Below are 12,442 nucleotides of genomic sequence, written 5' to 3' on the forward strand. Positions count from 1 at the left end.
GTGCGGAAAGGGAGAACGGGAAAAATCGGCGGGTTTGCGCCGTTCAGGGCCGCTCGCCAGGGGTGCGGCGCAAGGTGGAGAGCACCCCGCGCAGGGTGCGGATTTCCAGGTGATTCCACGCCGGCTTGGTCAACATCGTGCGCAAGGTGCGGCGGCTGGCCTCAGCGCGGCTGGGGGGCTGGAAATAGCCACGCGGTTCCAAGAGGTCGCACAGCTGGCTGAACATGCCCTCGAATTCCTCCTGCGGGGCAGGGGGCAGCAGCTCTTCCACCGTGGGCTGCACCAGCGCGGTGGCGCAGCCCTGGTGCTTGGACCATTCATAGGCGCACAGGATCACCGCCTGGGCCAGGTTGAGCGAGCCGAATTCCGGGTTGATCGGCACGGTCACGATTGTGCGCGCTAGCGCCACGTCGTCGGTCTCCAGGCCCGACCGCTCCGGGCCGAACACCAGCGCGCTGCGGCCTTCCTCGGCCACGATCGCGCGCGCGGCTTCCTCGGGTGTGACGACCGGCTTGGTCACCCCGCGCTTGCGCACGGTGGTGGCATAGACATGGGCGCAATCGGCCACGGCCTCGGCCAGGCTGTCGAACACCTGGGCGCGTTCCAGCACGATGTCGGCACCCGAGGCAGCGGGCCCTGCCGAGGGGTTGGGCCAGCCATCGCGCGGGGCGACGAGGCGCATTTCAGCCAGGCCGAAGTTGAGCATGGCGCGCGCGGCCTTGCCGATGTTCTCGCCCAGTTGCGGGCGCACGAGCACGATAACGGGTTGGAAAGGCATGGTTCTTACTTGGCCACTTCGCGCACGGAAGAGGCGAATTCCTCGAAATCGCGGGCTTCGGAAAAATCGCGGTAGACGCTGGCAAAGCGGATATAGGCCACGCTGTCCAACTGGCGCAGCCCGTCCATCACCATTTCACCGATCACCTTGCTGGCCACTTCGCCATCGCCCATCGTCTCGATCTGGCGCTGGATGCCGGTGACCAGCTGGTCGAGCCGTTCCTGGGTGACCGGGCGCTTGCGGCAGGCGAGCGCCACGGACTGTTCGATCTTGGTGCGGTCGAACGGTTCGCGGCGCGGCTCGCTGCCATCGCCCTTGTTCTTCACCACCAGCACTTCGCGCAATTGCACGCGTTCGAACGTGGTGAAGCGGGCGCCGCAGCTTTCACATTGGCGCCGCCGGCGGATCGAGGTGTTGTCCTCGGTCGGCCGGCTGTCCTTCACCTGGCTGTTGTCATGGGCGCAGAACGGGCAACGCAAACGTTCAAAGCTCCGGGTAGATGGGGAACTGGGCGCACAGGTCGGCCACGGCATCGCGCACGCGCTGTTCCACCTGGCCATCGCCTTCGTCGCCATTGCGGGCAAGGCCTTCGACGACCTGGGCGATCAGCTGGCCGATCTGGCGGAATTCTTCCTCGCGGAAGCCGCGCGTGGTGCCCGCCGGCGTACCCAGGCGAATGCCCGAGGTGACAAACGGCGAGCGCTTGTCGAACGGCACGCCGTTCTTGTTGCAGGTGAGCCAGGCGCGATCGAGGCCCTTTTCAGCGGCCTTGCCGGTCACGTCCTTGGCCGACAGGTCCACCAGCATCAGGTGGTTGTCGGTGCCGCCCGAAACGATCGACAGGCCCGCATCGACCAGCGACGCCGAAAGCGCGCGGGCATTGGCCACGATCTGGTGGGCATAGGCCTTGAATTCTGGGCGCAGGGCATCGGCAAAGGCCACCGCCTTGGCAGCGATCACATGCACCAGCGGACCACCCTGCAAGCCGGGGAACACCGCCGTGTTGAACTTCTTGGCCAGCGCCTCATCGTTGGTGAGGATGATGCCCGAACGGGGACCGCGCAGGCTCTTGTGCGTGGTGGAGGTGACCACATGGGCATGCGGGAACGGCGAGGGGTGCGCGCCACCGGCAACAAGGCCGGAGAAGTGCGACATGTCGACCAGCAGCCAGGCGCCCACTTCATCGGCGATTTCGCGGAAGCGTGGGAAATCCCACACGCGCGAATAGGCGGTGCCGCCCGCGATGATCAGCTTGGGCTTGTGTTCGCGCGCCAGGCGGGCCACTTCGTCCATGTCGATCAGGTGATCTTCCGGGCGGACGCCATAGGGGATCGGCTTGAACCACTTGCCGCTCATGTTGACCGGCGAACCGTGGGTGAGGTGGCCGCCCGAATTGAGATCCAGCCCCATGAAGCTGTCGCCCGGCTGGAGCAGGGCCAGGAACACCGCCTGGTTCATCTGGCTGCCCGAATTGGGCTGCACATTGGCGAAATCGCAGCCGAACAGCTTCTTCGCGCGTTCGATCGCCAGGGTTTCCACCACGTCGGCATATTCGCAGCCGCCGTAATAGCGCTTGCCCGGATAGCCTTCGGCATACTTGTTGGTGAAGACCGAGCCGGTCGCCTCCAGCACGGCCAGGCTGGTGATGTTTTCCGAAGCGATAAGCTCGATCTTGGTCTGCTGGCGCTTCAATTCACCCTGGATGGCGGCGAAGACTTCGGGATCGGCCGAGGCGAGGTGCTCGGTAAAGAAGCCGGCCGTGCGGACTTCCGACGGTGCGGTGGCAGCGGTGGACATCGGTGGGGCTCCTTTTCAGAGTGCGGGATTGGAAAGCTTGGTAACGCGGCGCACGTGGCGGTCACCAGCAAAGGGGGTGGCGAGAAACGCCTCGACGCAGGCCTTGGCCATGTCCAGCCCGGTCAGGCGGGCACCCATGGCCAGCACGTTGGCATCGTTGTGTTCGCGCGAAAGCTTGGCCGAAAGCGGCTCACCCACCAGGGCACAGCGCACGGCGGGATTGCGGTTCACGGCAATGGAAATGCCGATGCCCGAACCGCACAGGGCAATGCCGCGCTCGGCTTCGCCAGCCGCCATCGCGCTCGCCAGCTTATAGCCATAGTCGGGGTAGTCGACGCTGTCGCCGTTGTAGGGGCCAAGGTCGGCCACGTCGTGGCCCAACTCGCCCAGCCATTGGACAAGATCGGCTTTCAGCGCCAGCGCGGCGTGATCGGAAGCAATGGCAATGCGCATGGGTTATAGCGTTTCCGGTTGCCTGTTACGGATATCGTGTCGGGGATTCTGGCGTCCCCCTAAACCCATTGCGCGCGCTATGCCAGATTAATTGGGCTTATGTTGCACCCATTGCCCCGATGGGTGGGCGAGGGGCGTCTGCGCTCAATGCGCCTCGCCGTGCGCGGCAGCCATCTTCCTGGCCACTTCGGGATGCTTGGCGAGATAGTCGGTGATCTGCGCTTTCATTTCCTGCGCGGTGGCCATCCCAACGGACATGCCCTCGCGGTTGAGCGCACCCATCACGGCCACCACTTCCGGGTCCTGCATCAGCTCTGCCGCGCGCGAGAGATAGCGCCCGCCCGCCGGCGTCTGGGCAAAGGCCAGGATGGCGCGCAGGTCTTCGCTGGAAAAGCGGCGCACATAGGCATGGGCCATCGCCTGCGTCAGTTCGGGCAGGTGGCGTTCCATCGCCGGGCGCATCGCGGCGGGCATCTTTTCGAGCATGGTGTCGAAAATCTGGTTGAGGCCGGGATCGTCCACGCCCAGGCCGGCGGCGATGTTGCCGCGCATGGCAGCCATCATCGCTTGCGTGACGCGCTCCACGATGGCCAGGCGCTGTTCGGGCGGCAGGATCACCGCGATGATCTGGTTGGCCACTGCCACGTCGGCGGGATTGAGCGGCACGGCAGCGGGGGGCGGCGTGGTCTGCGCGGCTGCGGGGCTGAGCGGCATGGCAATGGTGGCCAGAACGGCAAGGGCCATGGCGCGGCGGGCAAACGGCATCATCGGCTTCTCCCAGATACGGGGCAGGTGATCCATGCGTCCCGTGGCGCGGTGGTTGCGCCTTGTTGCATCCCGGTCAAGCCGCGAAAGCACTGCGACAGCGCCATGCACCGGGTTGAAATGAAAACGGGGCGGCATCGCTGCCGCCCCGCTTCATGTCATCAGCGGAACGAACCGCTGAGCGAAACCCCGATCGTGCGGGGATCGTTGTAGATCCCGGCGCGATAGTTCGAGGTGTCGATCACCCCGATCAGGTTGCGCTTGTCGGTCAGGTTGCGGGCAAACACCGCCAGTTCATAGCGGCCCCAGGCAAAGCCAGCCTTGGCGCCCAGCTCGTAATTGCCGTTGGAGGTGTATTCCACCGTCTTGTACGGCACGTACATGGTATAGCCCTGCAGATTGAAATCGCCGCCGACAAAGGCCTTGAAATCATCGCTGAGCGGCAGGTCGTAACGGCCCGAGATGTTCAGGTTGAACTTGGGCGCGTTGGGCAGCGGATTGCCGTTGATCTGCGCAAAGTAGTTCGCGCCCACCTGCTTGACCGGGTTGAGCACGGTTTCCGACAGCACGCCGCCGGCCGAGCCGGCCTGGGCATAGACATTGCTGTCCTTCACTTCGGTGTGCAGCACGCTCACGCCGATATCGAAGCGCAGGTTCGTTGCCGGGCGCAGGCCCAGTTCCGCTTCCGCGCCATAGCCCACGGCCTTGTCGGCATTGAACAGCACGCCGCTGCCGTTGCTGTCGTTGCCGTTGAGCTGGATGTCGGTGACGGTGTAGTAGAACCCGGTGAGGTTGAACGTGACGGCATTGTCCAGCCACGCGCTCTTCACGCCGGCTTCCCACGAGGTGTTCTTTTCCGAATTGGCCGTGGTGAAGGCCGAATTGAACACGGCCGAGCGACCCTGGATGGTCGGGCCACGGAAGCCTCGCGCCACGCGGGCAAAGAACGACAGGTCGGAATTGGCGCGATAGAGCAGGCTTGCGTCAAAGCTCGGCTGCGTGTCCGACAGGCGCACGGTGCGCGGCGCGGTGGACGGGAACGTGACGACGCCGCCCACGGTGTCTGCCGTCTTGAGCAGCGAGGTGGTCTTGGTGTCGTTCGACAGGCGCGCGCCAGCGGTGAAGCGCAGCTTCTCGGTCAGGTCATAGCTGGCCTGGCCGAACACCGCCCAGCTGGTGTTGACGTTGTGCAGCAGCACCCAGTTGTTGGGATTGGGCGTGGTGCCCAGCGCATTGCTGGTGAGGAAATAGGCGCGCTGGTCGAACTCGGTGTAATCACGCGAATCGAAGTAGATGCCGCCAAACTGCCACTTGAAGCGGGCCGCATCCGGGCTCGCCAGGCGCAGTTCCTGGCTCCACTGGTTGAGGCTGCGCAGCACGCCGCGCGATTCGCCATAGCCGGCGCCGCCGAAATTGGCAGCCGCGCCGCCGTCGGTGTCACCCCGGCTGGACCCGTGCGAGGCTTCGTAGGCGGTGATCGAGGTCAGCGTCGCGCCGCCGAAATCCTGCACGGCCTTGAGCGAGACGCCCTTGGTCTTGTAGGCCTGCGGGTTGTTGCCGCCTTCGTCATAGGCAACATTGGTCAGGTCCAGGTTTTCCGGCACGGTGTGCGTGCCCTTCTGGATCGACCCGCGATAGAAGATCGAGGCGCTGCCGTCATAATCGCGGTAGTGGCCCGACACGCGCAGCGACAGGGTTTCGGTGGGCTGGACCAGCAGCTGCAGGCGCACGTCGCGTTCGTTGAAGCCGCCCATCACATTGTTGCCGGGCTTGGTGCCGTCGTCGCTCACGCCGGTGTAGGTGTTGTTGATCCAGTTGTCGCGGTGCTGGTAGAGGCCCGACAGGCGGAAGCTGATGCGGCCATCGCTGGTCAGCGGGCCGCCGACGCCGGCATCCACGTTGATTGCGTTGCGGCTGCCCCAGCTGGCGCTGCCCTGGCCCTGCCACGTGGCGGTGGGCTGGGCGGTATCGAACTTGACGATGCCGGCCGTGGTGTTGCGGCCGAACAGCGAACCCTGCGGGCCACGCAGCACTTCGACCTGGGCAATATCGAACGCGGGGTTCGACTTGAGCACGACGTGCTCCATCACCACGTCGTCCTGGATCACCGAGACCGGCTGCGAGGCGCCGAGGTAGAAGTCGATGTTGCCCAGGCCACGGATATAGAAGCGCGGGAAAATGCGGCCCGTGGTCGATTCAACGTTGAGGCTGGGCACGCGGCCGGCCAGCGAAAGCAGCGTGTCGGCGCCGGCAGCCTGCAGGTTGTGCAGCAGCTCAGGCTTCATCACCGCCACCGAAACCGGCACGGACATGATGTTTTCCTGGCGGCGCTCGGCGGTCACGACGATAGCATCGCCGGTTTCGGCGGCCGTGTCGGCAGCGGTCGGTGCGGTGTCTTGCGCGAATGCTGCGGGCGCGATGGCCGCAAGCGCGGCTCCCGCCAGCATGGCGGCAGCGAAATGGGTGGTACGCATGGAAATTCCCCTGACGGAAGGACGCGGTCTTTGCCGCTGTGGTTTGGTCCCTGCGGGGCTATTAGCGTTGTGTGTCAAACCTGTGTCAGACTAATGCAGGTTTGTGTCGGTTTCATCTGATACTGATGCCGCATTGCAACACAATGTCCGCAACGCAAAAGAGGCGCCAGGCCGGTGGCCGGGCGCCTCTTGCATGATGGGGCAGGAATGCCGCGCTTACTGGTCCAGGAACGAGCGCATCTTGCGGCTGCGGCTCGGGTGCTTGAGCTTGCGCAGCGCCTTGGCCTCGATCTGGCGGATACGTTCGCGCGTCACCGAGAACTGCTGGCCCACTTCCTCCAGCGTGTGATCGGTGTTCATGCCGATGCCGAAACGCATGCGTAGCACGCGTTCCTCGCGCGGGGTCAGGCTGGCGAGGACGCGGGTGACGGTTTCCTTAAGATTGGCCTGGATGGCCGCATCCACCGGGATGATCGCGTTCTTGTCCTCGATGAAATCGCCCAGGTGCGAATCTTCCTCGTCGCCGATCGGCGTTTCGAGAGAGATCGGCTCCTTGGCGATCTTCATCACCTTGCGCACCTTTTCGAGCGGCATCGACAGACGCTCGGCCATTTCCTCGGGCGTGGGCTCGCGGCCCTGCTCGTGCAGGAACTGGCGGCTGGTGCGCACCAGCTTGTTGATCGTTTCGATCATGTGCACCGGGATGCGGATCGTGCGCGCCTGGTCGGCGATCGAACGGGTGATTGCCTGGCGAATCCACCACGTGGCATAAGTGCTGAACTTGTAGCCGCGGCGATACTCGAACTTGTCCACCGCCTTCATCAGGCCGATGTTCCCTTCCTGGATCAGGTCCAGGAATTGCAGGCCACGGTTGGTGTACTTCTTGGCGATCGAGATCACCAGGCGCAGGTTCGCCTCGACCATTTCCTTCTTGGCGATGCGCGCTTCGCGCTCGCCCTTCTGCACCATGTTCACGATGCGGCGGAATTCGGCCAGTTGCATGCCGGTGGCCGAAGCGATGTCGGCCACTTCGGAACGAATGCGCTCGACGGCGGCGGTTTCGTTGGCGGCAAAGGCCGCCCACTTCTTGTCGCGCGTGGCAAGCGACTGCAACCAGCCTTCGTCAAGTTCACGGCCGACGTAGTGATCGAGGAAATCCTTGCGGCTCACCTTGTGGCGTTCGGCCAGGCGCAGCATCTGCCCGCCCAGCGTGGTCAGCCGGCGGTTGAACGCATAGAGATTGTCGACCAGGTATTCGATCTTGGAGGCATGGAACTGCACGCTTTCCACCTGCGCGGTCAGTTCCTCGCGCAGCTTGTGGTATTCGGCTTCCTTGGCTGCCGAAAACGCCAGGCCAAGGCCCAGGGAATCCAGGCGCTCGCCCTGCAGCTTTTCGAAAGTGCGGAACAGGCTGGTGATTTCGGCGAACTTCTCAAGCGCGGCCGGCTTGAGCGTGGCTTCCATCTGGGCAAGGGAAAGGGTGTTGTCCTCTTCCTCTTCCTCGGCCGGGCGCGCGCGGCGTTCGCGCAGCTCGTCGTCCTCGTCCTCGGTTTCCTCTTCCTCGACGTCTTCCTCTTCCTTGAAGGAAGGGCCGGCGGTCGCTTCGCTGATTTCGCCGTCGGCGTCTTCACCGTCTTCGGAAAGGTTTTCCGGCTGCGGTTCCTTGGACAGCATGGCGTCGAGATCGAGAATCTCGCGCAGCTGCATTTCGCCCGCGTTGAGCGCTTCGGACCATTGGATGATGGCGTGGAAGGTGATCGGGCTTTCGCACAGGCCCATGATCATGGTGTCGCGGCCGGCTTCGATGCGCTTGGCGATGGCGATTTCGCCTTCGCGGCTGAGCAGCTCCACCGCGCCCATTTCGCGCAAGTACATGCGCACCGGGTCATCGGTGCGTTCGATGGTTTCCTTGCGCTTTTCCACAACCGGGCGGTCGTCCATCCCGGTGTCGGCGTCTTCGGCTTCCTCGGCCTCACGCTCTTCGGGATCGACCGCGTCCTCGTCGCTCTCGACGATGTTGACGCCCATTTCCGAGATCGCGGCCATGATGTCCTCGATCTGCTCGGAGGACATCTGGTCTTGCGGCAAAGCCTCGTTCAGCTCGTCATAAGTGATGACCCCGCGGCGCTTGGCGCGCGCGATCAGCTTCTTGATCGAAGCCTCGTTAAGGTCGATCAGCGGTGCATCGCCGCTATCGGTCTTGTCGTTGGAAGCCATTAACCCCGGTACCACCCTTTGACGTCATGCCGCTTTGGCCCTGGTCGGGGCCTAGGCCGGGATCGCGGCCGGTCTCGGGCGATCCCTATCTACCTATTATAACGATGCACGAGTGCGACCCATTTGCCCCAACCGGGCCAGCAATGCCAGCCTTCGTTGCAGCAATCGTTGCTGTTCGGCAAAGCTATCCTCGGAAAAATCGCTTTCCAGGCGCTCTGTCGCGTGCGCCAGCGCCGATTCCACCGCCGGAAGATCCACGATCAGCTCGATTGCCTCGGCCAGTTCGTCAAGCGCAGTTGCGCTCGTTTCGGACAAGAAGCCGAATCGCAGCCCATCGTAATCGTCTGCCTGTGGCACCCGTAGCTGCCGCTCCAGCAATATGGGGCGCAAGGCGGCGCTTTCAAGCGGGGCGCCCGATTCGGCAAAGGCCAGCAAAGTATCGAGCAGTGCCGCCATGCCGGGATTAGCCGGATGGATGCGGGCCAGCGCCTCGCCATGGCCGGCCAGCGCGGCGGGATGGACCACCAGCCCGGCTAGCACAGCGGCCAGCAGGGCGTCGCCCGATCCCACTTTCTGTTGCAGGCGGCTGGCCGCCTCGGCGGGCAGGGGCGGGGGCGCGGGCTTCCACGGGCCACCTCGGCGCTGCTGCCCGCCCTGGAAGCTGCCGCCGCCGGCCTGGCGCGGGGTAAACGCCGGCCGCTCGCGCCGGGCAAAGGCCAGTTCGCCAAACCGGTCGAGCAATTCGCGGCGATAGAGCGCCTTGATGTCGGGGTGCTGGATCGTTTCGCAATGGGCCAGCAGGCGCGCTTTCAGGCCGGCCTTGTCCTCCGGCGTGGCGAGCGGCAGGGCGTCGCGCTCGCCCTGCCATAGCACCTCGACCAGGCTGCGCGCCGTACCCAGCAGATCAAGCATGGCTTCGCGCCCGCGCTTCTTGACCACGTCGTCGGGGTCCATGCCATCGGGCAGGGTCACGATGCGCAGGGAATGGCCGGGGCGCAGCAAGGGCAGGGCGCGCGTCACCGCTTTCATCGCCGCGCGCTGCCCGGCGGCGTCCCCGTCAAAGCACAAGGTGGGGCATTCGGTCACGCGCCACAGCCGCTCGATCTGGTGCTCGGTCAGCGCGGTACCCAGCGGGGCCACCGCCTCGGCAATGCCGGCCGCGGCCAGGGCCACCACGTCCATATAGCCTTCGACCACCACGATCCGCGCGGCACTGCGTGCGGCGGGCGCGGCGCGGTGCAGGTTGTAAAGCGTGCGGCCCTTGTCGAACAGCGGCGTATCGGGCGAATTGAGATACTTGGGCGCGTCGGTCTTGTCGGCGGCCAGGATGCGCCCGCCGAACGCGATGATCCGCCCGCGCTGGTCGGCAATCGGCAGCATCAGCCGGCCGCGAAAGCGGTCGTACGGCGCCTTGCCGTCCACCACGATCTGCAGGCCCGCCTCGATCAGCATCTCTTCGGGAAACTGCGAGAGCGCCTCTTTCAGGGCGGTGCGGCTATCGGGCGCATAACCAAAGCCGAATTCGCGCGCCACGCGCTCGGGAAACCCGCGCGAGGCAAGATAGGCACGCGCCTGTTCCGCGCCCGGCGCCTTGAGGCTGGCCGCAAAGAAATCCTGCGCGGCTTGCATCACGTCGTGCAACGATTTGGCCGCCTGCGCGCGCTGCGCCGCCTGGCGGTCCATCTCGGGCATGTCCATGCCCGCCTGCGCCGCCAGTTCCTTGACCGCCTCGATGAACGGCAGGCCCTGGTGATCGGTCATCCAGCGGATGACATCGCCATGCGCACCACAGCCAAAGCAGTGGTAGAAGCCCTTTTCGTCGTTGATCGTGAAGCTGGGCGTCTTCTCGTTGTGGAACGGGCAACACGCCTTGAACTCGCGCCCCGCCTTCTGCACGCGGATCGACCGCCCGATCACGCTCGACAGCGAAATCCGGTTGCGCAGTTCATCCAGCCATTGCGGGGTCAGGCTCATGGCGTTGCCCGATCCTCCCTCGCGCAGCGGGGGAGGGGGACCGCGCGCGCAGCGCGGGGTGGAGGGGGGCCGCCCCCTCCGTCAGGCCTGCGGCCTGCCACCCCCCCCGCGATGCGAGGGAGGATCGAGGTCACTGGGGGGACGGAGGCAAAGGCGGCCATGCGGTTCAGCTCAACGCCGCCTTCACCAGCCCGCTTGCTTTGCTCATGTCGATCTGGGTGCCGTGGCGCGCTTTCAGTTCGCCCACCACGCGGCCCATGTCCTTCATGCCGGTGGCGCCCAGTTCATCCTTGATCGTGGCAATCGCGGCTTTCACGTCGTCTTCCGACATCTGCGCCGGCAGGAAATCCTCGATCACGGCCAGTTCGGCCTTTTCCACGTCGGCCAGTTCCTGGCGGCCGCCCTGCTCGAACAGGGCAATCGATTCGCGGCGCTGCTTGACCATCTTCTGCAGCACGTCGATCACGATGGCATCGTCTTCGGGCACCACCGTGGCGGTGCGCAGTTCGATGTCCTTGTCCTTGAGCTTGGCCAGGATCAGGCGGACGGCCGCCAGGCGCCCCTTGTCTCCGGCTTTCATGGCAGCCACTTGCGCAGCCTTGATCGTGTCGCGGATCATGTCTCTCGATTCCTGTGGGTGGATGCCGCGCCGATGGCGGCAAAGGATTCCTCCTAGGACAAACTTTCTTGAACCGCTAGGTTGACGCTGCGGCCTTAGGGGCGTAGCGGCCGGGCCTTAGCAACATCGCCAGAACCCCTGCCAACGGAGCGCCCCCATAATGGCCGACCCCGCCCTTTCGCTTGCGTCCCAACCAGAAGGATCGACGGGTGTTCTCGTCCTTGCCGACGGTTCGGTCGCCTGGGGCCGAGGCTTTGGCGCCGTGGGCGAAGCCGTGGGCGAAGTGTGCTTCAACACTGCGATGACCGGCTACCAGGAAGTGATGACCGATCCGAGCTATGCCTCGCAGATCGTCACCTTCACGTTTCCGCACATCGGCAACGTCGGCACCAATCCCGAAGACATGGAAAGCCACGGCGTGCCCGGCGCCGTGGGCTGCGTGGTGCGCGAAGACGTGACCGCGCCGGCCAACTTCCGCGCGCAGGGCACGTTCCAGCAGTGGATGGAGCGCCAGGGCCGCATCGGCCTGGCCGGGATCGACACCCGTGCGCTCACGCGCCGCATCCGTGTGGGCGGCGCCCCCAACGCCGTGATCGCGCACAACCCCGAAGGCAAGTTCGACCTCGAAGCGCTGCTCGACAAGGCGCGCGCCTGGCAGGGCCTGGAAGGGCTGGACCTGGCCCGCGTGGTCAGCCGCGAGGCGCAGGAAGAATGGCAGGGTTCGGTCTGGCACCTGGGGCAGGGCTATACCCGCCCCGAAGGCACCGGCCGCCCGCATGTGGTCGCCATGGATTTCGGCGCCAAGGACAATATCTTCCGCAACCTGGTCAAGGCCGGGGCAGACGTGACCGTAGTGCCCGCGCAGACCGGGTTCGACGCGATCATGGCCTTGCAGCCCGCCGGCGTGTTCCTCTCCAACGGCCCTGGCGATCCGGCCGCGACCGGCGCCTATGCGGTGCCGGTGATCCAGAAGCTGCTGGCGGCCGACGTGCCGATCTTCGGCATTTGCCTGGGCCACCAGATGCTCGGCCTTGCCGCCGGCGCGCGCACCACCAAGATGAACCAGGGCCATCGCGGCGCCAACCATCCGGTGAAGCGCAACGAGGATGGCGTTGTGGAAATCACCTCGATGAACCATGGCTTTGCCGTGGACAACGCGCCGGGTTCGCTGCCCGAGAACGTCATCGAAACCCATGTCTCGCTGTTCGACGGTTCCAACTGCGGGATCGCGATTGCCGGCAAGAAGGCGTTCGGCGTGCAATACCACCCCGAAGCCTCGCCCGGCCCACAGGACAGCTTCTATCTGTTTGAAAAGTTCGTGAGCATGCTGGGCTGACTGCCCGCAACCTCTTCACGAACCCATCC

10 protein-coding genes are annotated in these 12,442 nt (G+C 65.1%); 1 reads left to right on the top strand and 9 read right to left on the bottom strand.

The features are described from left to right. Positions 1 to 43: 43 nt before the first annotated feature. The 9 genes from FHT19_RS04610 to FHT19_RS04650 form a co-directional block, all read right to left on the bottom strand. Positions 44 to 778 (bottom strand): RNA methyltransferase, encoded by a 735-nt coding sequence (locus FHT19_RS04610; RefSeq protein ID WP_168554571.1) that lies wholly within the window; start codon positions 776 to 778, stop codon positions 44 to 46. A 5-nt stretch (positions 779 to 783) separates the two neighbouring features. Next, the gene (gene nrdR / locus FHT19_RS04615) at positions 784 to 1,257 is read right to left on the bottom strand and encodes a transcriptional regulator NrdR (RefSeq protein ID WP_168554572.1); all 474 of its coding nucleotides are present in this window, start codon (positions 1,255 to 1,257) and stop codon (positions 784 to 786) included. A 4-nt stretch (positions 1,258 to 1,261) separates the two neighbouring features. Next, positions 1,262 to 2,575, bottom strand: coding sequence for a serine hydroxymethyltransferase (gene glyA, locus FHT19_RS04620; RefSeq protein WP_168554573.1), 1,314 nt, complete (start codon positions 2,573 to 2,575; stop codon positions 1,262 to 1,264). A gap of 15 nt (positions 2,576 to 2,590) precedes the next feature. Next, entirely contained in the window at positions 2,591 to 3,028 is a 438-nt protein-coding gene (gene rpiB / locus FHT19_RS04625; protein ID WP_168554574.1) for a ribose 5-phosphate isomerase B, read from the bottom strand. Between the two features lie 144 nt (positions 3,029 to 3,172). Next, entirely contained in the window at positions 3,173 to 3,829 is a 657-nt protein-coding gene (locus tag FHT19_RS04630) for a DUF2059 domain-containing protein (RefSeq protein ID WP_169474082.1), read from the bottom strand. 125 nt (positions 3,830 to 3,954) lie between these two features. After that, the gene (locus tag FHT19_RS04635; protein ID WP_169474083.1) at positions 3,955 to 6,267 is read right to left on the bottom strand and encodes a TonB-dependent receptor; all 2,313 of its coding nucleotides are present in this window, start codon (positions 6,265 to 6,267) and stop codon (positions 3,955 to 3,957) included. 216 nt (positions 6,268 to 6,483) lie between these two features. Further along, positions 6,484 to 8,484, bottom strand: coding sequence for an RNA polymerase sigma factor RpoD (rpoD, locus tag FHT19_RS04640; protein WP_168554577.1), 2,001 nt, complete (start codon positions 8,482 to 8,484; stop codon positions 6,484 to 6,486). 96 nt (positions 8,485 to 8,580) lie between these two features. Next, a complete protein-coding gene (gene dnaG, locus FHT19_RS04645; RefSeq protein WP_169474084.1) occupies positions 8,581 to 10,458 on the bottom strand; it encodes a DNA primase in 1,878 nt (625 codons plus the stop codon). Positions 10,459 to 10,624: 166 nt separating this feature from the next. Further along, the gene (locus FHT19_RS04650) at positions 10,625 to 11,077 is read right to left on the bottom strand and encodes a GatB/YqeY domain-containing protein (RefSeq protein ID WP_169474085.1); all 453 of its coding nucleotides are present in this window, start codon (positions 11,075 to 11,077) and stop codon (positions 10,625 to 10,627) included. 160 nt (positions 11,078 to 11,237) lie between these two features. On the opposite strand from FHT19_RS04650, the gene carA reads away from it, so the two are divergent. Continuing rightward, the gene (gene carA, locus FHT19_RS04655) at positions 11,238 to 12,413 is read left to right on the top strand and encodes a glutamine-hydrolyzing carbamoyl-phosphate synthase small subunit (protein ID WP_168554581.1); all 1,176 of its coding nucleotides are present in this window, start codon (positions 11,238 to 11,240) and stop codon (positions 12,411 to 12,413) included. Positions 12,414 to 12,442: the final 29 nt, after the last annotated feature.

This window comes from Novosphingobium sp. SG919 (assembly GCF_012932495.1).
Taxonomy (GTDB): domain Bacteria; phylum Pseudomonadota; class Alphaproteobacteria; order Sphingomonadales; family Sphingomonadaceae; genus Novosphingobium; species Novosphingobium rhizosphaerae.